The organism is Enterococcus songbeiensis (genome assembly GCF_005405265.1).
Taxonomy (GTDB): domain Bacteria; phylum Bacillota; class Bacilli; order Lactobacillales; family Enterococcaceae; genus Enterococcus_C; species Enterococcus_C songbeiensis.
On the sequence record NZ_BJDS01000018.1, the window covers coordinates 19,089 to 39,997 of the forward strand.

At 40.3% G+C, this 20,909-nt stretch carries 23 protein-coding genes; 15 read left to right on the forward strand and 8 right to left on the reverse strand.

The window, feature by feature from the left end:
- The first annotated feature begins 39 nt into the window (after positions 1–39).
- The 3 genes from FFM66_RS08780 (at position 40) to FFM66_RS08790 (ending at position 1,731) form a co-directional block, all read left to right on the forward strand.
- A complete protein-coding gene (locus tag FFM66_RS08780; protein WP_048604013.1) occupies positions 40–387 on the forward strand; it encodes a DUF6176 family protein in 348 nt (115 codons plus the stop codon).
- Between the two features lie 140 nt (positions 388–527).
- On the forward strand, positions 528–800 hold the full coding sequence (locus FFM66_RS08785) for a hypothetical protein (protein ID WP_137605661.1): 273 nt from the start codon (positions 528–530) through the stop codon (positions 798–800).
- 10 nt (positions 801–810) lie between these two features.
- Positions 811–1,731 carry a LacI family DNA-binding transcriptional regulator gene (locus tag FFM66_RS08790; RefSeq protein ID WP_137605662.1) on the forward strand — a complete coding sequence of 307 codons (921 nt, stop codon included), beginning with the start codon at positions 811–813 and terminating at the stop codon, positions 1,729–1,731.
- Positions 1,732–1,824: 93 nt separating this feature from the next.
- Here the strand turns inward: FFM66_RS08790 and FFM66_RS08795 are convergent, their stop codons facing one another.
- A complete protein-coding gene (locus FFM66_RS08795; RefSeq protein ID WP_137605663.1) occupies positions 1,825–2,592 on the reverse strand; it encodes a MerR family transcriptional regulator in 768 nt (255 codons plus the stop codon).
- A 151-nt stretch (positions 2,593–2,743) separates the two neighbouring features.
- Here FFM66_RS08795 and FFM66_RS08800 point away from each other — a divergent pair, with 151 nt between their 5' ends.
- From FFM66_RS08800 to FFM66_RS08815, 4 genes are all read left to right on the forward strand, one after another.
- On the forward strand, positions 2,744–3,109 hold the full coding sequence (locus FFM66_RS08800; RefSeq protein WP_048604017.1) for a DUF1827 family protein: 366 nt from the start codon (positions 2,744–2,746) through the stop codon (positions 3,107–3,109).
- Between the two features lie 174 nt (positions 3,110–3,283).
- The gene (locus FFM66_RS08805) at positions 3,284–4,768 is read left to right on the forward strand and encodes a nicotinate phosphoribosyltransferase (protein ID WP_048604018.1); all 1,485 of its coding nucleotides are present in this window, start codon (positions 3,284–3,286) and stop codon (positions 4,766–4,768) included.
- Entirely contained in the window at positions 4,765–5,592 is an 828-nt protein-coding gene (gene nadE / locus FFM66_RS08810) for an NAD(+) synthase (protein ID WP_137605664.1), read from the forward strand. The genes FFM66_RS08805 and nadE overlap by 4 nt, the downstream gene beginning before the upstream one ends.
- 232 nt (positions 5,593–5,824) lie before the next feature.
- On the forward strand, positions 5,825–7,636 hold the full coding sequence (locus FFM66_RS08815) for an LTA synthase family protein (RefSeq protein WP_137605665.1): 1,812 nt from the start codon (positions 5,825–5,827) through the stop codon (positions 7,634–7,636).
- A 49-nt stretch (positions 7,637–7,685) separates the two neighbouring features.
- Here the strand turns inward: FFM66_RS08815 and FFM66_RS08820 are convergent, their stop codons facing one another.
- Genes FFM66_RS08820 through nrdI form a run of 3 tightly spaced genes read right to left on the reverse strand, consistent with a single transcriptional unit; the run spans position 7,686 to position 10,692 of the window.
- On the reverse strand, positions 7,686–9,332 hold the full coding sequence (locus tag FFM66_RS08820) for a MutS-related protein (RefSeq protein WP_137605666.1): 1,647 nt from the start codon (positions 9,330–9,332) through the stop codon (positions 7,686–7,688).
- Position 9,333: 1 nt separating this feature from the next.
- Entirely contained in the window at positions 9,334–10,170 is an 837-nt protein-coding gene (locus FFM66_RS08825; RefSeq protein ID WP_137605667.1) for a LysR substrate-binding domain-containing protein, read from the reverse strand.
- Positions 10,171–10,221: 51 nt separating this feature from the next.
- Positions 10,222–10,692, reverse strand: coding sequence for a class Ib ribonucleoside-diphosphate reductase assembly flavoprotein NrdI (gene nrdI / locus FFM66_RS08830; protein ID WP_048604023.1), 471 nt, complete (start codon positions 10,690–10,692; stop codon positions 10,222–10,224).
- A 173-nt stretch (positions 10,693–10,865) separates the two neighbouring features.
- Between nrdI and FFM66_RS08835 the strand changes: the two genes are divergently transcribed.
- Both FFM66_RS08835 and FFM66_RS08840 read left to right on the forward strand, forming a co-directional pair.
- On the forward strand, positions 10,866–12,299 hold the full coding sequence (locus FFM66_RS08835; protein WP_137605668.1) for a basic amino acid/polyamine antiporter: 1,434 nt from the start codon (positions 10,866–10,868) through the stop codon (positions 12,297–12,299).
- Positions 12,300–12,397: 98 nt separating this feature from the next.
- Entirely contained in the window at positions 12,398–12,970 is a 573-nt protein-coding gene (locus FFM66_RS08840) for a GNAT family N-acetyltransferase (protein ID WP_137605669.1), read from the forward strand.
- Between the two features lie 36 nt (positions 12,971–13,006).
- On the opposite strand, the gene FFM66_RS08845 is transcribed toward FFM66_RS08840, so the two are convergent.
- Together FFM66_RS08845 and FFM66_RS08850 are read right to left on the reverse strand one after the other, a co-directional pair.
- Entirely contained in the window at positions 13,007–13,525 is a 519-nt protein-coding gene (locus FFM66_RS08845) for an LURP-one-related/scramblase family protein (protein WP_048604026.1), read from the reverse strand.
- Between the two features lie 24 nt (positions 13,526–13,549).
- The gene (locus FFM66_RS08850) at positions 13,550–14,419 is read right to left on the reverse strand and encodes a Cof-type HAD-IIB family hydrolase (RefSeq protein WP_137605670.1); all 870 of its coding nucleotides are present in this window, start codon (positions 14,417–14,419) and stop codon (positions 13,550–13,552) included.
- A 133-nt stretch (positions 14,420–14,552) separates the two neighbouring features.
- Between FFM66_RS08850 and FFM66_RS08855 the strand changes: the two genes are divergently transcribed.
- The 4 genes from FFM66_RS08855 to FFM66_RS08870 all read left to right on the forward strand — a co-directional run bounded on the left by FFM66_RS08855 (position 14,553) and on the right by FFM66_RS08870 (position 17,475).
- Positions 14,553–15,233, forward strand: coding sequence for a uracil-DNA glycosylase (locus FFM66_RS08855; protein ID WP_137605671.1), 681 nt, complete (start codon positions 14,553–14,555; stop codon positions 15,231–15,233).
- Between the two features lie 156 nt (positions 15,234–15,389).
- Positions 15,390–16,373 (forward strand): phosphate acetyltransferase, encoded by a 984-nt coding sequence (gene pta, locus FFM66_RS08860; protein ID WP_048604029.1) that lies wholly within the window; start codon positions 15,390–15,392, stop codon positions 16,371–16,373.
- A gap of 111 nt (positions 16,374–16,484) precedes the next feature.
- Complete coding sequence (gene tsaE, locus FFM66_RS08865) at positions 16,485–16,958, forward strand: tRNA (adenosine(37)-N6)-threonylcarbamoyltransferase complex ATPase subunit type 1 TsaE (protein ID WP_137605693.1); 474 nt, start codon at positions 16,485–16,487, stop codon at positions 16,956–16,958.
- A complete protein-coding gene (locus tag FFM66_RS08870; RefSeq protein WP_137605672.1) occupies positions 16,951–17,475 on the forward strand; it encodes a GNAT family N-acetyltransferase in 525 nt (174 codons plus the stop codon). Before tsaE ends, FFM66_RS08870 begins: the two co-directional genes overlap by 8 nt.
- 57 nt (positions 17,476–17,532) lie before the next feature.
- On the opposite strand, the gene FFM66_RS08875 is transcribed toward FFM66_RS08870, so the two are convergent.
- Both FFM66_RS08875 and FFM66_RS08880 read right to left on the reverse strand, forming a co-directional pair.
- Positions 17,533–18,066, reverse strand: a complete 534-nt coding sequence (locus FFM66_RS08875; protein ID WP_048604032.1) for a 3'-5' exonuclease — start codon at positions 18,064–18,066, stop codon at positions 17,533–17,535.
- 72 nt (positions 18,067–18,138) lie between these two features.
- Positions 18,139–18,897, reverse strand: coding sequence for an exodeoxyribonuclease III (locus FFM66_RS08880; protein WP_137605694.1), 759 nt, complete (start codon positions 18,895–18,897; stop codon positions 18,139–18,141).
- Positions 18,898–18,981: 84 nt separating this feature from the next.
- Here FFM66_RS08880 and FFM66_RS08885 point away from each other — a divergent pair, with 84 nt between their 5' ends.
- Both FFM66_RS08885 and murB read left to right on the forward strand, forming a co-directional pair.
- Complete coding sequence (locus FFM66_RS08885) at positions 18,982–19,893, forward strand: Gfo/Idh/MocA family protein (protein WP_137605673.1); 912 nt, start codon at positions 18,982–18,984, stop codon at positions 19,891–19,893.
- Positions 19,894–19,958: 65 nt separating this feature from the next.
- Positions 19,959–20,858 (forward strand): UDP-N-acetylmuramate dehydrogenase, encoded by a 900-nt coding sequence (murB, locus tag FFM66_RS08890; RefSeq protein ID WP_272927847.1) that lies wholly within the window; start codon positions 19,959–19,961, stop codon positions 20,856–20,858.
- Positions 20,859–20,909: the final 51 nt, after the last annotated feature.

Here is a 20,909-nt window from a genome sequence, read left to right on the forward strand (position 1 = left end):
TGGCAATATCAAAAATTTATTTATCTTGGGAGTTTTAGTATGCCAAATATTGAACTGACACGTTTTAAAGTGAAAACTGGAAAATCAAAAATAGTAGACGAATGGTTACTATTTTTAAATGAGAACATGGAAGAGACGCTGATTACTCTTGAAAAAGAAAAAATGTTTATAGAAACGATATTTAGAGAGGTAGTAGATGGAGAAGAATATCTGTACTGGTATTCTGTACAGGGAAAAGGCGGTCAAGAAGTTGAAGAATCTGAGGATTGGATAGATAAAAAACATTTAGCGTACTGGAAAGAGTGTATTGATACCACATTTATACCAGTAGACTTAACTACTGAAGTTGTAATGATACCTAAAAATATAAAGAAACATATGGTTTAATTGTTTATTTAGCAGATATAGCATAAATCTAGGAACACAACATATTCCAGCGAGTTGCTTTTTTTGTGGATTCTAAAAGAAACTGCTTGTTCTGATACGCGTTTCATACTCTATACTCAAGAAAAAGGAGGATGAGAGGAATGAACACGTATATTGAAGTCAACGATCAGCTAGGTGTGGATTACTATTTTGTTTATCTGACAATCAAGGATGAGGTTTTACAATTAACGAGTCCGCAAGGGTTGATTAAGCCAATTCACAAACGAATCAAGTTGTCTGAAATCAAAGAATTGCGGATGGAACAATTTTTTGGCTCTCAGCGGTTGTGTTTTACGTATGAAAACGAAGAGTATCGCTTTTTTGAATGTGGCAAAGGTGTGATAGACTATTTACAAACAAGTATTTATGGATAGGTGAAAAGCTATGGCAAATATTCGCGACATCGCAAAACTAACCGGCTATTCTGTTTCAACGATTTCTCGAGTAATCAATGATTATCCCTACGTCAATGAAGAGAAACGACAAAAAGTTTTGGCGATCATGAAGGAGCTTCAGTATATTCCTAACCGAACGGCTCGAAATTTGAGCTATGGCAAAACGAAAAATATCGGGGTCATCGTGCCATTTACTGACCATCCGTACTTTGATCAATTGGTTAGCGGGATTATTCAAGCGGCTTTTAAAGAAGGGTACAAGGTGACTTTGCTGCCCACAAATTATGATCCTGATGTTGAGTTGGGGTATCTGGATGAGTTCGCGGCGAAAGGCTTTGACGGGCTGATTATTACCTCTCGTGCTAATTTGCTCGAAAAAGTGTTGCATTATCAACAGTATGGAAAAATTATTTTTTGTGAAGAATTGCCCGGATCGAACGTTTCCAGTGCGTTTATTGATCGCAAACCTTCTATTAAAGAAGCGTTGCTTTTTATGAAAGCACAAGGAGTTCAACGTTTAGGTGTCACGCTGGGACGCAGTGGCAAAATGAGTTTCAACTCCCAAATAACCATAGAATTGTGTAAGGAGATTTTTGCTTTCGATGATTCGTTGGTTTTTTGGGATTGTGTGATTGCCGAAGATGGGTTGCAAGCAGCAGAATTTTTCCATGGAAAAGTGGACGGAATTTTTACTAATGGGGATGAAATTGCGGCGGTCATAAAAAAGAGTTACGAGAAGGAAGCCTCGCCCCTGGTAGTCGGGAGAGAGAATCTTCTAATCAGTCAGGTTATGAATTTTTCTACGATTGATCATCATTTACCAGCTTGTGGTGCTGCTGCTTTTCGATTGTTTTATGAAAATCGACAGGAGCAGATTCGCATTCCTTATACTTTTATTCCACGAACATGATGATATCGCAAAAAAAAATACCCCGAGGCGGTGCAGGCTTCGGAGTATTTTTTGCTAGTTTAAAGTTTAATGTAAAGTAGTGGCATCTAATTCCTATTTTGCGGTGTAGTGATAAATAATGTCGCGAATCAAATCAACTGATTTTTGACTGGTTTGGTCGTTATAGTATTTGGCGAAGCGTTCATCGGCAACATACATGTCTGCTAAATTTCGATGGTATTCTGCATTATAATATGGAGCAGCAATCGTCAGCCATTTTTTGTGGGCTTCAAAAACAGTTTTTGCTTCTTGGCTATCTAAATCAACTGCATCTTGTGACAGCAATTCATTTAAAGCAGCGATCATCGTTTGTTCTGCTTCTTGCAATGCAGCATATTGGTCTTCGGTCATAGCTGCCCATTTTTTGTTGGATTGGGCAACGACTTCTTCACCGTATTTTTCACGAATTTCCTCACCATAGGTCGTTTCGTTTTTTTGTAGTTTTTCTTGTTTAAAAGCGTCAAATTTTTCTTTGTCTGTCATGGTGTGTTCTCCTTTGTAATAATCAATGGTTTTTTCTAAGGTGTTCAGAAGGTTTTCCAATTCATTTTTTTGTGCAAGCAGGCGTTGGTACTGGTCGTCTAATAAAACGGTGACATCGTAATCTGGCTGCTGCAGCAGGTCTTTGATGACCTCCAGACGGATACCGAATTTTCTTAGAAATAAAATCTGTTGCAGACGATCGACTTCTTCTTTTCCGTAGATTCGATAATTTGATGAGTTGATTCGTTTCGGTTTCAGCAAATCGATCTCATCATAATATCGCAGGGTACGACTGCTGACCCCGGAAAGTTTTGCTAAATGATTGATGGTGTATTCCATGTGAATTCCTCCTGACATATATAGCATAAACCTTGACGTAACGAGAAGGTCAAGAAAAAAATTTTCTTTTTTTTATGTTATACTAAGGAGAGAACAAACGGAAGTGAAAACTGTTGTCAGTTGTACAAGAATCAAAGAAAGGAAATGATTTATGAAATTAATTGAAACACCAATCAACAAAAACCTGAATCTTGAGAATTTATATCCGAATATCACGAAATTTATTTTCAACGATTTAGCTTTCAAGTATTATAAACTATATACATTAGATCGTATCCATGTTATTTACGCAGATACTTTTGATAAGATTCGTATCGTTTTGATCGATAGCAAGAAAAAGATCAAACGAGAAGAGGTCGATACTGTGATTCATCGGCTGCTAAAAGCAGATCGCAAGGATGTAAAAATCAAGGTCAACGTGAAACAGGAAATGGAAGCAGCAGGCTTTTCCTTTTCCAAACCTCGTAAGGACATTATTTTGATTGAAATGGATCAGAAGGAACCTAACAACGAGTAAAAAAACTTACATAGAAATCGGCCCCGATTTGGGTGGTCGATTTTTTATTTGCGCATTTTTTCAGAAAAATTTCAGCGCTTCTCAAGGAATTTCCACCATTTAGACATAAAAAGAAGGAAAATAAATTTTTTTTGTTATAATAGGACACAAGAATATAAACAAGGGAGTAGAACAATGCAAAAACTTTATCAAGACGATAGTTTAACACTGCACACAGATCTATACCAAATCAACATGATGCAAACTTATTGGGAGTTGGGAAGAGCAGAGCGTCATGCTGTTTTTGAATGCTATTTCCGTGACATGCCTTTTAATCACGGCTATGCGATTTTTGCCGGTTTGGAACGACTGGTCCATTATTTGGAAAATTTGCGTTTTTCTTCATCAGATATTGATTATTTACGGGAAGTCGGTGGTTATCCGGAAGGCTTTCTGACTTATTTAAAGGAATTTAAATTTACTTGTACGGTTCGTTCTGCTTTAGAAGGAGATTTGGTTTTCAGCAACGAACCTATTCTGCAAGTAGAAGGACCTTTGGCACAAGCGCAATTGGTGGAAACCGCGATTTTGAACATGGTGAATTTCCAGACGTTGATTGCGACGAAAGCTGCACGAATCAAATCTGTGATTGGTGAGCAGCCTTTATTGGAATTTGGTTCACGACGGGCGCAAGAGGTTGATGCGGCAATTTGGGGAACCCGGGCAGCGTATATTGGCGGAGCCGATGCAACCAGCAATGTGCGGGCAGGAAAAATTTTCGGTATCCCAGCCAGTGGAACCCATGCCCATTCGCTAGTTCAATCCTATGGCAATGATTACGATGCCTTCATGGCTTATGCCAAAACCCACAAAGATTGTGTTTTTCTTGTGGATACCTACGACACCTTGAAGATGGGCGTACCGATGGCCATCAAGGTTGCAAAGGAAATGGGAGATAAAATCAATTTTCTAGGTGTTCGAATCGATAGTGGCGACATGGCGTATATTTCAAAAAAAGTGCGGGAGCAGTTGGATGACGCAGGTTTCACGGAAGCTAAAATTTATGCATCAAATGATCTGGATGAAACGACGATTTTAAGCTTAAAAATGCAAAAAGCTAAAATTGATGTCTGGGGAGTAGGAACCAAACTGATTACTGCATACGACCAGCCAGCTTTGGGTGCCGTGTATAAACTGGTTTCGATTGAAGATGAGCATGGACAAATGATTGATACCATCAAGCTATCCAGCAACACGGAAAAAGTAACGACTCCGGGTAAGAAACAAATCTGGCGAATCACCCGCAAAAAAGACGGCAAGTCAGAAGGGGATTACATCACTCTTTGGGATGAAGATCCACGGGAAGAAAGCGAGATTTTTATGTTCCATCCTGTGCATACTTATATCAATAAAACGGTGCGGGATTTTGTGGCACGACCTGTTTTACAGGACATTTTTGTTGATGGGAAATTAATCTATTCGTTGCCTGATTTGGAACATATCAAAAATTATGCGCAAGATTGCTTGGATTCCTTGTGGGAAGAATATAAGCGTGATTTGAATCCGCAAAAATATCCAGTGGATCTTTCAACAGATTGTTGGAATCATAAAATGGCAACGATGGATAAAGTCCGCAAGCAAGTGGCAAAAATTTCTCAGGAGAAAGGGGTATTTGAATGACTTTGCAACAAGAAATCATCCAGCAATTAGGCGTTCAACCACAAATCAATCCAGAAGAAGAAATTCGCAAGAGTGTGGAATTTTTGAAAGAATATTTACGGGCGTATCCGTTCTTGAAAACCTTTGTCTTAGGAATCAGCGGTGGACAGGATTCAACTTTAGCCGGTCGTTTAGCGCAGCTTGCAATGGAGGAGATGCGAGTAGAGACCGGGGATGACAGCTATCAATTTATCGCAGTCCGTCTGCCTTATGGTGAACAGGTGGATGAAGCGGATGCTATGGCAGCGTTGGCTTTTATTCATGCGGATAATGAATTGCGAGTAAATATCAAAGAAGCCGTGGATGCACAAGTTGCTGCTTTAGAAGCGGAAAATATTTCAATCTCAGATTTTAACAAAGGCAATATCAAAGCTCGGCAACGTATGATTACTCAGTATGGAATTGCCGGTGCCAGAAATGGCGCCGTGATTGGTACCGACCATGCGGCAGAAAATATCACTGGCTTTTTCACAAAATTTGGTGATGGCGGTGCAGATATTTTGCCTCTGTTTCGGTTGAATAAACGTCAAGGAAGGAAGCTTTTGCAAACATTGGGAGCACCAGAAGCGTTGTATTTAAAAATCCCTACTGCTGATTTGGAAGAGGACAAGCCATTGTTGGCAGATGAAGCGGCATTGGGTGTGACCTATGAAGAGATTGACGATTATCTTGAAGGAAAAACAATAGCACCGGATGCGCAGCGCATCATCGAAAATTGGTGGAAAAAAACGCAACATAAACGTCATTTACCTATCAGTTTGCTGGACGATTTTTGGAAGAAATAAGGAAATAAGGTCTCTGAGTAAAAACTTTGCTTAATAACAACTCCTATTTTATAATAAAGATAGGAGTTTTGGGGAAGACTCCGTCAACAGCGACAAAAGGACGAGATAAAATCGGTGGATTTTATCTCGTCCTTTTTTAAAATTTATTGGGGGTTCAGCTCTCTGCCTTTACTTTCAAAATAGGAACGACTAAAATACATAAAGTAATGAAAAAAAAGTTAGGACTTGAGGCATGAAAAAATATCATTTAACAAAAAAAATTCTACTGGCAGTAGCAATTCTGGCATTGGTAATCCTCAGCAATCTTTATTTGCAATGGAGTCAAAACAATCATTCTCTTACGCTGGCGCTGAAATTTGCTTTTTCTTGGCATACAGAAAAATTTTTCTTAGGCAGTTTGGTGTTGCTGATTTTTTATGGCTTTTTGGCAAGTGTGGCGGGGTCGTTAGGCTTTGCAGCTTTATTTTATACGGTATTGATTGGTGTGCTGGGCTATGCGGATCATTTAAAAATGATTTATCGCCAAGAACCGATTTATCCCGATGATTTAAAAATGGTGACTCAATTGGGCTTATTACGAGAAATGGTCGGAACTGGCGCTTTTGTATTTGTGTTGCTTCTAGCAGCCTTGGCGATTGCCGCGTTGATTTGGAGCATTTACCGCAGCCGACATTTGTCAAAAAAAGCACAGTTTTGGCGAGGATCAGTGCTGTTAGTGTCAGTGCTGTCTTTGTTTTATATCAGTCATTTCAACAGTTCCAGTAATCTACTGCGTAAGGCATACAATCGAACCGCACTATGGATTCCCTATTCACAGAAAATGAATTATTACAATACTGGTTTTATTGGTGGCTTTCTTTATAATTTGCGGGTGGTACCTATGGATCAGCCGGAAAATTATTCAAAAGCAACGATTAAAGAAATCACGAAGACGTACCAAGCACAAGCAGAAACCAAAAATGCAAATCGTACAGAGGAAAAGCCGAATATCGTTTACGTGATGAGTGAAAGTTTTTCTGATCCTAGTCATTTAAAGGGATTAACGATTACCGGTGATCCGTTGAAGGATTATTACGAAGTTGCTGACAAAACCTATAGTGGAAAAATGTTGTCCCAAAATTATGGTGGGGGAACAGCTAACATTGAATTTGAAGCATTGACCAGTTTTTCGATGGAATTGTTCAATCCGCAAATGACGACGCCCTATACATTATTGGTTCCCAAGCTGGAAAAATTGCCTTCACTGGTTTCCTTTTTAAAACAAAAGGATTATCAGGCAACGGCGATCCATCCCTACGATACCTCAATGTATAAACGAAAAGATGTGTACAATGTATTAGGATTTGATTCTTTCTTGGATCAAGACACGATGACTTATACAGATAAAATTCAAAAAAATCCTTACATTTCGGATGAATCCGCCTATAAAGAAGTGCTTTCGCTATTAGACAGTGATGATCCGCAGTTTGTCCATTTAGTCACGATGCAAACCCATATGCCTTATAACGGCAAATATGAGAATATCCCATACACTGCAACCGGCAATGACAACACGGCATCATTGGAAAACTATTTGCAAGATGTTGCTTACAGTAGTGAGGCATTAAAGGAATTCTTGCAACAATTGGATAGTCTTTCTCGACGAACGGTGGTAGTTTTTTGGGGAGATCATCTGCCGGGCATCTACTCGGAGGCGATTCAAGAGAAAAATGCTGGTGCAACCCTTCATGAAACCCAATTTTTGATGTATGATTCAAAAGATGAATTAACAAAAGACCAAGATAGTATCACCAGTCCTTTTTATTTTGCTCCTACATTGATGGAACAGACCCAACAGCCAACAACTGGTTTTTATGAATTGCTGTTAGCATTGGAAAAAGAATTGCCCGCTTTTGAAAAGGGAATGTATCAGCAAAAAGGTACGTGGAAAAAAGAAATGCAGCTAAACAAGCAGCAGGAAGAAATTTATCAGGCTTATCAAATGATTCAATACGATATTTTAGCAGGAAAACAATACAGCCTGCAGCAAACATTTTTTGAATAGAAAAAGGCACCAGACCTCGATCATAAATGGATCGTTGGTCTGGTGCTTTTTATTCGATAATCTGCCATGTTCGATGGTCATCAAAATAATGGGCTTCCTCCATAGCTTGGCTGACAAGAGATGTTGGATAATGGAGAACTTTCAATAAATTGATGGCATTGCGGCTGGTGGCTGGACCATATTTGAGAAGATAATCAAAAGCGATGCCACTTTCTTCTGTAACCTGTTCTTCAAAATGTAGATTTTCACATTTGTTTTTCAAAATTTCCGTTAATTCGATATCGTGTGTGGCCACAAATGCAAGACTTGGGTATTTATCCAGCCAACTGACAACGCTAGAAGAGGCGGCGATTCGTTCAACAGTGTTGGTTCCTTTTAGAATTTCGTCTACGAAGCAGTAGCAACGGGTGCCTTTTTCGACCTGAGACAAGAGGCGCTTGATAGATTTGATTTCCGCCACAAAATAGCTGTCACCTTCGAATAAATCGTCTTCCACTGCCATTGAGGTCAAAACATGTCCCCGTTGCAACGTAAAGCTCTCGGCAATCGCTGTATTGATGGTTTGTGCAAGAATACAGTTAAGGGCGATACTTTTCACGTAGGTAGATTTTCCAGAAGCGTTGGAACCGGTGACCAGCGTATTTTTTTGCCAATTGACAGGATTAGCGACCGCACCATTGATTAACGGATGGTAACTATTCTCGGCTGACACGCCGCCTTCTTTAAACTGAGGTTGACAGGTTAATGGCATAAAGGTTCGGAAATTTAAAATTGCAGCGGCAACTTCTAATTTTCCAAGGAGATTCCATAGCTTGATTGCTTTATCGGAATGACTGCTGATGCGGCTGATTACCACATTGTAAGCAATGAACGGAATCATAAATATCATATTAAGATAATCAAACAATAAATCGGCTTCGCTGGCTTCTTTTGAACGAAATGAAAATCCCCAATGAGCAATGGCTTTCAAGGGGCGCACCAATGTTTGTAGTTCGCTTTGCCAAGGTCCTTTTAGCTTGCTGAGTTTTTCAGCCGTTGCAATTGTTTGAACCAGATACCGCATACTATTCAGTTCGGTATCCAATTGATTTTTTTTCACCAAATAAAAACAAGTATTAAAAAGTACAGAACCAATCAGTAGCATAATGCCTAAAAAAGGCTGAAAAAGAGCAAGAAGTAGGCTGGCGATAGGCAGGAATCCAAGCGACAAATAAAGCCAAGGCTGCCCCATTTTTTTGTGATTGCCATCTGCTAAATACTGTTTGGTAAAATTATTGTCCTGCTTTCCCAATTGGGCAAACAGATATTGGATTTCTTCTCTGACTTTTGGCTGTTCTTTGTAAAAAGTAATGATACTCTCCAAATCGTCCTGTTGAAAATCAAAATTTCGCAGGCGTTGATAAAGGGCCTCGGAGCCAACACTGGAATAAGTGGCATTGATTAAATCAAAAATCATGTATAAATCAAGATCATACCAAGTAATATCATCGATTTCACTTTCCCATTGATGGAAATTTTTTTCAATCTGCCAGGCTTTTTTCAAACTTTCTTCTTTATCTAAGCGGGTCTGGTGAGGCTGCTTGCCCCAATTTCGTTGTACCTGCTGTCTTAATTTCAAACGGTTGTGAATGGTTAGTCCGATGATTACTGCAATCACCAGTAAAAGAGCACTAAGGATAAAAGTTAGTTGTGACATGTCATTCCAAGCTTTCTTTATTCATTTTTGCAACAATTTCTTCAATTGCTTCTGCAACTTCAATCAGTATTTTGCGGAAAATCACTTTATGGGTTAATAGGAAAAAATCACGTATATTGTTTTCTTTCAAAGGCTCCCAAGTAATCCCAGAATCAACAGATAATTTTGAAATGATTGCTTTCCCGATTCCTTCCCGTAAAAGAGCTAGGATGGCTTCGGAATTGTTTACATAGATCATGTTTGGCGTCAAATTGTGCTGTTTCAGATAGACCTCATTGTAAAAGCGCAGGGCAGAATCATTTTCTCGCAACAGCCAATACTTGGAGTCGGCTTTACCGGCCAAGACCAATTCATCTTTATAAATCGGAGCTTGGACTAAAACCTCACTGCGTTCTGCTTTTTCAATAAAACCAATATCTACTTTATTCTGTTCCATTTGATGGACGACATCATCTGAATTCATCATCAGCAGACTAAAATCAATCAATGGAAAGCGTTCGACTAATTTCGGCAAAAATTTTGGCAGAAAATAGATGGCACAGGTATGAGAACAGGCGATTACACAGCGTTCACGGAAATTTTCATGATCAATCAAACGTTTTTCCGTATCCTGCCATTCTTCCAAAATCTGTAAGACGCGGGGATACAAAAAGGCGGCTTCTACTGTCGGCACAATTTCCTGTTTGCCATTGCGTAAAAAAAGGATCACACCAAGTTGATCTTCCAATTTTTTTATCTGTGCTGAAACCGTCGGCTGTGAAAGAAAAAGACGTTCTGCACTTTGAGTAAAATTTTTTGTTTCATACACAGACACAAAGGTTTGCAATAGCTGAAACATACCAACGACCTCCTACAAATCAGTTAACGATATGTATTTATACCATTAAATTTAAGAATTTTCTAGCGTATTTTTGTTTGCTGCAGCTTCTGTCAAAACCTTATAGATGGTTTTAAGGTCTTCGTTTGTTCCTCGAAGTTCATAATCTGCTAAAAAAGGAATCTGAAACTGCTGGGCATATTGTTTAGCAGTCAGACAATATTGTCGATTGAAATTTTTATTGCCGCTGCCGACGACGCCGAGACAGTAGCGGTAATTTTCTTGAAATGCAAGGTAGTCCCGCATACTTTCTGTCAAAATTTCGTGGTCGCCGTTGTCTACGCCATTGCCACCTTCTAAATAAGTAGGAACGAAAACAAAAAAAGGAGCCGTTTCAGCGGCCAAAACAGAATTTTCGTGAATTTCTTTTAATTGGATTACAGGCGCTTCGTCTGCTGTGTGTTCTTGGGCATATTTTTGCAATCGTTGTGCAAATGAACGGGTATTTCCTGAAATAGAGATATATAAAATCGTAAGTGTCATAAAAACATCCTCCCTCTGAGCCATTATAGCATGTCGGAATCGAAAAAAACTTTGGATAAACTATTTCGTGGATTTTTTTAAATTAATTTCATTTTTATAACACAAAAAAATCTGGGTTTGTTATAATAAATGTAAGCGTTGCAAAAAAAGAGTGACGAGAGGATGTTTTTTATATGAAAGAAATACGCAACAAGAAAGTGACGGGAATCAGCTTGATTCCTTTAATCGGATTAGTGATCGGTTCAGCAATCGGCGGTGGAATTTTTGGAATCATGACTGATTTGTCGGGGGCTGCTGGTGGACCGGCACTGATGGGCTGGCTGTTGGTAGGTGGGTCGATGTTATTGCTTTCCTTAGCTATTAATAATTTGAATAAAAAGCGTCCGGATTTAAATGGCGGAATTTACAGTTATGCTGAAGCAGGTTTCGGTCGTTTTGCCGGCTTGATCAGTGGCTGGGGATATTGGTTGACCTGTTGGCTGGGCAATGTGGCGTTTGCTACATTGCTGATGAGTGCGTTAGGTTATTTCTTTCCGATATTTCAAGGAGGACAAAACAAATCGTCAGTTATTTTAAGTACGGTGTTGTTATGGCTGTATGCGTGGTTGGTCAATCGTGGTGTGGAAAATGCCAGTATCGTCAACGCCATCGTAACACTATGTAAGTTGATTCCTTTAGCAATCTTTGCCTTTATTGCCCTATTTCGTTTTGATCTCACCCTTTTTTTGGAAAATTTTTCAAGCCGCAATATTCTTGGACCTGCGGGATTATCGCTTCCTTTTGAGCATCAGGTGATGGGCTGTGTGATGGTGATGCTATGGGTCTTTGTTGGAATTGAAGGAGCATCGGCTGTTGGTTCACGAGCACGAAAAAAAACAGACGTCGGAAAAGCGACGGTCTTAGGTCTGATCGGTTTACTGGTTGTTTATATGCTGATTTCTCTTTTGCCCTATGGAATTTTAACTACGGAAGAATTAGCGTCGATTCAAACCCAACCAGCGATGGGGTATTTATTTGAATTAATGGTTGGTAGATGGGGAGCGATTTTGATCAATGGTGGCTTAATTGTTTCTTTGATTGGTGTTTGGCTCTCTTGGACGATTTTGCCGGTGGAAACAATGCGCAACATGTCAAGAGATGGATTGTTGCCAAAAAGCTGGCAGAAGGTCAATCAAAAAGGGGCGCCGACATTTGCCATCGTAGTGACGACAATCTGCACGAATCTGTTTCTCTTATCTCTTTTAGTGACAGATGAAGCGTATAATTTTGCTTATACCCTCGGTACGGCGTCCATATTTTTCACCTGGCTGTTTCTTGGATTGTATCAAATGAAACTGTCCTATCAGCGAAAAGAAAAACGCCAATTCATGATTGGGGCAGCAGTCAGCCTTTTCTTGCTGTGGGCGATCTTTTTCGTTGCATTCAAAGAAGTGCTGATTGTCTCTGTTTTGTATATTCCCGGTGTTTTATTTTTCCTCTACGCTGGAAAGCAGCAAGAATTAAAGTTAGCTGAACAAAAGCTGGAGCATCTGGCGATCATTTTTGTTTCTGCGATCGGGTTTATTTCTTTCGTCTTGTTTGCGACAGGGATCTTGGCAATCGGGTAAATGAAAAACCCACGCCCTCGGGTACTTTGAAAAAAGCGTTATAATATGTTACTATTTTATTATTAAACAACTAATAATTTGTTAGGAGCTTGTTATTTATGATTCGTTTTGCTAGAAAAGAAGATGGTGCAGCGATTGCACCGCTGATTCTCGTGATTTTAAAGGATATGGAATTGCCTTTTGTGAAGGAATACGGAGAAGAACTGACGACAAAGGCATTGGCAGAGGCGGTAACGTTGCCGGATTATCGTTACGGTTTTACCCATGGATTAGTCAATGAAATTGATGGGAAAATTGCCGGTGTGGCGTTCGGCTATCCCGACAAGGAAGAGCCGTTGATTGATGAACCCTTGCGACCATTATTGAAAAAGTATGGCATCAAAGAAGAAACAAAATTATTCGTTGATCCGGAAACCTTTCCTGATGAATGGTACTTGGATTCAATCAGTGTAGCAGAAGAATTTCGCGGCAAGGGGATCGGCTCACAATTACTCGATGCGTTACCCAAATTGGCACTTCGCGACCAGAAGAAAACGATTGGGCTGAGTGTTGATCGCGGCAATCCAAATGCCAAACGCTTATATGAACGTAAAGGATTCCAAGTCGTTGGTCAAAAAATGATCAGTGGTCATCTATACGATCACATGCAAAAGAAAATTTCAGAAATCTAAAAAAATGGCTTGCTTCCCGTGAGGAGCAGCCATTTTTTAATTGGTTGGTGAGTAATTCAAAAAAGAAGAGCGCTTTTTGTTTTTTTTACGATTGTAAAGCCAATAATCCATGACCGCAGCGATACAAATGCAAACCGGTGCATCGGCATCTTCTGTGACATTCAAGACATAATAATCTCCCGTTAGAAAGCTGGCTTTATCCATGGTCATAATTTGATGATTAAAATGGTGGATCGCATATTGATGATTGTAAATATCTCCTTGGACCGTCCAATGTAACTGTTGGATGTAATAAAAATCTCCCGGCCAATTAAATATTTTTTGCAGCGTCCCAACTTTTTGAAAATCACTATACAATTCAAAGCGGGTGCCAAAGGTAAAGCTGATCTGTTTGATGCTGGCAACTAATTCTCCATTCATGGCATACAAAGACAAGGCATCGCCTTTTGTTCCCCAGCGGCCGACCATCAAGAAAAGAGATTTCCCTTTTTCGTCCTTGACGATCGTTCGGGTCACTTGGCTTAGTTGTTTGTCTTGAATAAAAAATTCAGACATAGCTGTTCCTCCTTCAAAAAGGGTCTACAGGTTTTCATCAATCGCTCGGCGAATCGCGCTGCCGACACCAGATTCTAGATTTGTGTCCGTCAGGTAGCGGGCGTATTCCTTCAATTCAAGAGCGGCATTTCCCATCGCAAAGCTGACACCAGCCATTTGAATCATGCTGACATCGTTTAAATTGTCACCAATAGTCATAACTTCTGACAAATCAATGCCCCGTTCTTTTGCGACATGAGCAACAGCGATTCCTTTTTGCGCATCCCGATGGTTGATTTCAATATTATTTTGGCCGGAAGAAGTGACCACCACTTCACCGAAGCCATCGATTAAAGCAGCCACTGGACCTAACACGGCGGGGCCTTCAGAATGGATGCAGATAATTTTCAGTACATCAAGATCTTCCTGCTCCAATAAGGAAGTAATACTTTCAACGTAAGTGATTGGTAAAAATTCCAAGCGGGCAGAAGTCATGGCAATCGCCATTTTATGGGTCAAATGAGGCATTAATTCTGCAATATGGGAAGCAAAATTTTCGATTCGTTGTGCCTGATTTTCCGAAAATAAGCCTTTAGTTGTGGCTACTTCAAAGTAAATATGGTGTTCCTTCAGTAATTCCAAAATCGTTTGGACTTTATTTTTTGCAATCGGAACTGTGAAAAGGGAAGTTCCTTCGTTATCAAAAACCTGTGCGCCGTTCAAATTGATCATGGCACACTTGATGCCGGCAGCTTCCAGTGCAGGCAATGCCTCCGGTCGGTTTCGTCCCGTAGCTACCATAAATTCAATTCCTTTTGAGGCGGCATATTGAATAGCCGCCGCATTTTCTTTTGAAATTTGCATTTGCGAATCCAATAATGTGCCATCCATATCAGAAGCGATTAATTTGATCATTCTTGTTGCACCGTCCTCTTTTGTTGTCAATTCTAGTTTACCACAAAATATTTTAAAATGAGTGGCGAATCAGGACTTGTTTCTCGAAAAAAGTTGCGCTAGAGTTAAGAAAACAAATAAGGAGGAGCGCTCCATGAAAACGATTCTTCACAATAGTTGGCAAGATATTTTACAAAGTGAATTTGACCGGCCTTATTATCGGGCACTGCATCAATTTTTAAAACAGGAATACCAAACACAAAAGATTCATCCAGATATGTTTCACATTTTTGAAGCACTGGAATTGACTCCCTATGAAAAAGTGAAGGTGGTCATTTTAGGGCAGGACCCTTATCACGGTGTTAATCAAGCCCACGGACTTTCTTTTTCCGTTCAGCCGGGGGTCAAAGTTCCTCCTTCGTTACAAAATATTTACAAAGAATTGCAAACGGATGTCGGTGTTAAACCTGTTAATCACGGTTACCTGACCAGTTGGGCGAAACAAGGGGTCTTATTGTTGAACACTGTTTTGACGGTTCGAGAGGGACAAGCTTATTCTCATCGTGGACAGGGGTGGGAACGATTGACAGATGCCATCATTCAAAAACTAAACGAGCGGGAACAACCCATCGTTTTTATTTTGTGGGGAAGACCGGCACAGGAAAAAGAAAAAATGATTGATACATCAAAACATTTGATCATTAAATCACCACATCCAAGTCCGTTATCTGCTCATCGCGGCTTCTTTGGTTCCCGCCCTTTTTCTCAAACCAATGAAGGACTGAAAAAATTTGGCGAAACACCAATCGATTGGCAATTGCCTGATACAGTGTAATAGGATAGCGTTTTCTGTTATATAATAAAACCATCGGAACGTGAAAAAAGTAACGAATTTCAAGGTTTTTTAGTAGTACAGCTAAAATAACTGTCCTTTCTTTTCAAGATGGTGTATGATGGATTGGAAGAAAAAAAATCAGGAGGGTATATACTCGTGGAATTATTTGACAGTTTAAAATTTAAGATCGTTCGTCGTACTATTAAAATCGTTTTCCCAGAAGCAACAGATCCCCGTATCCTAGGTGCAGCTGCACGTCTAAAAGCAGAAGAACTTGTGGAACCAGTATTGATCGGTTCAAAAGAAGAAATTGCGAAAGCAGCTTCTGCTCGTGGAATTACTACTGATAATTTTGAAATTATCGATCCAGCAAACTTTGATCGTTGGGATGAAATGGTGGAATCTTTTGTTGAACGTCGTAAAGGCAAAGCAACCAAAGAACAAGCCGAAAAAATCCTGCAAGACGTAAACTATTTCGGTACGATGTTGACTTATATGGGCATTACAGATGGTATGGTTTCCGGTGCCGTTCACTCAACTGGTGACACAGTTCGCCCAGCATTGCAAATCATCAAAACAAAACCTGGCGTAAGTCGTACAAGTGGCGCTTTCTTGATGGTTCGTGGTCGTGACCAAGAAAAATATCTTTTCTCAGATTGTGCGATCAACGTGAATCCAACTGCACAAGAATTAGCTGAAATCGCTGTTGACTCTGCAAAAACAGCTGAATTATTCGGCATTGAACCAAAAGTTGCCTTATTAAGTTTCTCAACAAAAGGTTCAGCCAAAGCACCTGAAGTGGATAAAGTAGCTGAAGCGACTCAGATCGCTCGTAAATTAGCTCCTGATTATCAAATCGATGGCGAATTGCAATTTGATGCAGCTTACATTTCGGCAGTTGCACAATTAAAAGCACCTGAATCAGAAGTTGCTGGTGAAGCAACAGTCTTTGTCTTCCCAGAATTGCAATCAGGAAACATTGGCTATAAAATTGCTCAACGTTTCGGTAATTTTGAAGCGATTGGACCAATCTTACAAGGCTTGAACAAACCTGTTTCTGACTTGTCTCGTGGTGCCAATGAAGAAGATGTTTACAAACTTTCGATCATTACAGCTGCACAAACCTTGATGGAAAACTAAAACAAATCATTGAAGCGCCAGAATCGCTCGTCGCGGTTTTGGCGTTTTTTTTGCTTTCTTTTTCCTAGCAAGCTATACTCTAAAACAGAAATGCAGAAAGGAATCTTGCTCATGATGACATTAAAAAATCCGATAGAAACGGAAACATTGGCAGAAGTAATCGGTAGAGTCGCTCAAGCCGGAGATAATTTGGTTTTGACTGGTGATTTGGGCGCTGGAAAAACGACACTGACAAAAGGGATTGCCAAAGGTCTTGGAATCACCCAAATGATTAAAAGTCCTACCTATACGATTATCAGAGAATATCCAGATGGGCGACTGCCACTGTACCATATGGATGTTTATCGGGTAGAATATGGCGCGGATGATTTAGGATTGGATGAATATTTTGAAGGAGATGGACTTTCCGTCATTGAATGGGGCAATATGCTGAAGGAGGCATTGCCGCAAGATTATCTGGAGTTAATTTTACTTAAGGATCAGCAGGATCTCGAAAAGCGTACCTTCCAGTTAAAAACTTTCGGCCCACAGGCGGAAGCTTTTAAAACTCGGATTTTAGCAGAATGGACCAAAGAAGATGCGTGAAGAAGTTGACGTGGTTATTCGCGAAAGCCAGCCGGAAGATGCGGCAGAATTATTAGCAGTTACTAGACGCATCGGTGGAGAAACAGATTTTTTGATTATGGATGAAACAGGTATGCAGCTAACGACAGAACAACTGGCACTGCAATTGACCGCTTTTCAAGAAAGTCCCAATAATGTGTCACTGGTTGCTTTGGTGGACGGAAAGATTGTTGGCTTGGCTTCGGTTCTTGCAGAAAGCAATGAGCGAGTGGGACATATCGGTGAATTAGGAATCTCCATTTTAAAAGAATTCTGGGGAATGGGTTTGGGAAGTGTCATGATGGAAGAACTTTTGGCGTGGGCACAGGAGACTCAGATTATTCGTCGGCTGGAATTAACCGTGCAGGTGCGTAATCAGCGAGCAGTGCGCCTTTATCAACGGTTTGAGTTTACTATTGAAGGCACGCTGCCAAGAGGTGCCCGCAGCCGTGAGGGAGAATTCCTCGATGTTTATTTAATGAGTCGATTAATCGACTAACAGAAAAGTAAAAAAGCACAAAAGTTACCAATTTTGGTAATTTTTGTGCTTTTTGGCTTATTTTACTAATACCAATTTTTTTAGCGGAGCTGTTCCAAATTGTTCTTCCTGATGCAAAAGAATTTTTGCACACGCACGGCTGTCTTCCAACGCATCATGATGATGTTCCAATGGAATGTGTAATTGTTGGCACATTGTATTCAAGCGGTGATTTGGAAATTCCGGATACAATTTTCGGCTTGTCCGGACAGTGCATAAGGAAAGATAACTCGGTTGTTCCAAATGATAATAATCAAGACAGCCCGCCAACACACCAGTATCAAACCCGGCGTTATGGGCAACGATTAAGCTGTTTAAATTATAGTATTGTTGGATTTGCTGCCAAACTTCTGGAAATTTTGGGGCAGTCGCCACGTCTTCGGGATGAATCCCATGAATTTGAATATTGCGCCAGAAAAAAGGGGTTTCCGGCTGGATCAGGGAATAGTATTCTCCGACGATTTGACTGTTGCGGACCATGACCAGCGCCAACGAACAGGCACTGTAAGGCTGATGATTGGCTGTCTCAAAGTCCATTGCGATAAAATTCATCACGGTCACCTCCGACTGTAATCTAGCACAATTTCCTTGTCGGCAAAAGATTTTTTTATAAAACTTAAGGAATTATTGAAAGCGAACATCCAACTCCACTGGACAATGATCACTGCCAAAGATCTCTGTGTGGATTTTTGCGTCGGTCAGCTTTTCTTTTAGGTCAGCAGAGGTAACAAAATAATCAATTCGCCATCCGGCATTGTTTTTGCGAGCGTTGAAACGGTAGCTCCACCAAGAATAGACGCCTTCCAATTCTGGATAAAAATAACGAAAGCTGTCAATATAGCCGTTGTCCAGTAAAGTAGAGAATTTTTCTCGTTCTTCTGGTGTAAACCCAGCATTTTTTTGATTGGTCTTCCAATTTTTCAAGTCGATTGGTTCGTGGGCAACATTCAAATCACCGCAGAGAATCACTGATTTTTTTTCTTTTAGCTGGTTCAAATAGTCGCGAAATGCATCTTCCCAAGTCATGCGATAAGGCAAGCGCCGCAATTCATTTTGAGAATTTGGCGTGTAGCAGGTGACTAAATAAAATTCAGGATACTCCAAGGTAATGACCCGACCTTCTGTATCATGCTCAGGAATTCCAATGCCGTAAGTTGCGCTCAAGGCAGGCTCCTTTGCAAAAATTGCAGTGCCGGAATAACCTTTTTTCTCGGCGTAATTCCAATATTGATGATAACCGGGTAAATCCAACTCAATTTGTCCTGCTTGTAATTTCGTTTCCTGCAGGCAAAAAAAATCCGCCTCTAACTCGTCAAATGCCTCCATAAAATTCTTTTTGACGATTGCTCGTAAACCATTGACGTTCCAAGAAATAAATTTCACCATAAACCCTCCAGTCATTCTGTCCCCTATTTTAACCAAAAATGGGGTAAGATGAAAGTATCAGAATCGAAGGAAGTGAGTTTTATGAAAATTGGTGTCATTGGGCTAGGGAATATTGCACAGAAAGCCTATTTGCCCACCTATGTTAAAGTACAAAATCAAGGGGAGTTTTATTTTGCTACCCGTAACCCTCAGGTACAAAAGGAAATCAAAGAAAAATATCATTTAGCAAATATGGTAGGAACATTGGAAGAGCTGTTGGCAGTCGGAATCGAAGCGATTTTTATTCACACTGCCACAAGCAGCCATTATGCTATTGCAAAAAAATGTTTGGAACAAGGCATCCATGTTTTTATGGATAAACCTGCTAGTGAACGGGTAACCGAGGTCGCTGAATTGCAACAAATCGCAGCAGATAAAAAGTGTTTCTTGATGATTGGTTTTAATCGGCGATTTGCGCCGATGGTTCAAAAATTAAAAGAAATTCCTGATAAGCGCTTGATTTTATTACAGAAAAATCGGGTTTCAGCAAAGGAATCAACTGCTTTTGTTATTTATGATTTATTCCTACACGTCATCGATACTGCGGTGTATTTGTTGGATGGTCCTATCCATCAAGTAAGCAGCCGCATTCGGGAAACGGATGGTTTTTTAGAAACAGCAACGCTGCAACTGGAAACGGCAGATTCGACGGCTTTGTTGACAATGGATTTACGAAGCGGCGCCAATACAGAATTGTATCAAGTGACCAGTCCACAAGCCACCCATCTATTGACGGATCTGACTAATCTGCAAACATTTAGCACCCAACAAACCCTCACAACTTTTGGCGATTGGGAGACGACGCTGTATAAGCGAGGCTTTGAACAATTAGTGGAAAGCTTTATCGAAGGAATAAAAACCACTAATTTTGCAATCATGCGACAAGAAAATGTTTTTCTCAGTCATGAATTGTGTCAACAAATGCTGCAGGAGCATGAGCGCCATCTGCTGTAGGGGTGGTCAGTTTTTCCTTCTCATGCTAAAATGAGTGAGATATCTGTAAAGAAGGGAAAATTTTAGTGAAAGAAAAAATCGTTCGTGTGTTTCCAGAAAGCACACTTTTAATTGATGAACCATTGATGAATTATACGTTTACTAAAACCGGTGGACCGGCAGATATTTTGGCTTTTCCTGAATCTGCGGAAGAAGTAGAGCAGTTGGTCAATTATTGTCGGGAAGAAGCAATCCCTTGGATGGTTTTGGGAAATGCCAGCAATTTGATCGTGCGTGATGGTGGCATTCGCGGACTAGTAATCATGCTGTCAGGAATGAACAAAATTACCGTGAAAGAAGCCTTGGTGGAAGTGGAAGCCGGCGCAAAACTGATTGATACCACTTATGCCGCTTTGCAGGAATCATTAACAGGCTTTGAATTTGCCTGTGGTATTCCTGGGAGTGTGGGCGGTGCAGTTTTCATGAATGCCGGAGCATACGGGGGAGAAATCAAAGATGTTTTTGAATCCTGTGATGTGTTACTGGAGGATGGTCAAGTCAAAACCTTTACCAACGAAGAAATGGATTTTTCTTATCGTCACAGCCAAGTACAGGAATTACATGCTATTATCTTGCGGGCTCGTTTTCGATTAGCAGTGGGCGACCCGAAAAAAATCAGCGAGCGAATGGCTGAATTAACGGAAATGCGCCAATCAAAACAACCGTTGGAATATCCTTCTTGCGGCAGTGTCTTCAAACGTCCTGAGGGTCATTTCACGGGTCAATTGATTCAAGAAGCCGGTTTGCAAGGCTTGAAATGGGGCGGTGCGCAAATCTCTGAAAAGCATGCAGGCTTTATCGTGAATATCGATCACGCCACTGCTACGGATTATTTAGAATTGATTGCCCATATCCAACAAGTAATCAAAGAAAAATTTAATGTCACCCTAGAAACGGAAGTCCGGATTATTGGTGAGGAAGTGTAATTAAAAAACTTCTTCTGTGTAAGAGACCTGCTTTTTGCAGTTTCTCTTTAC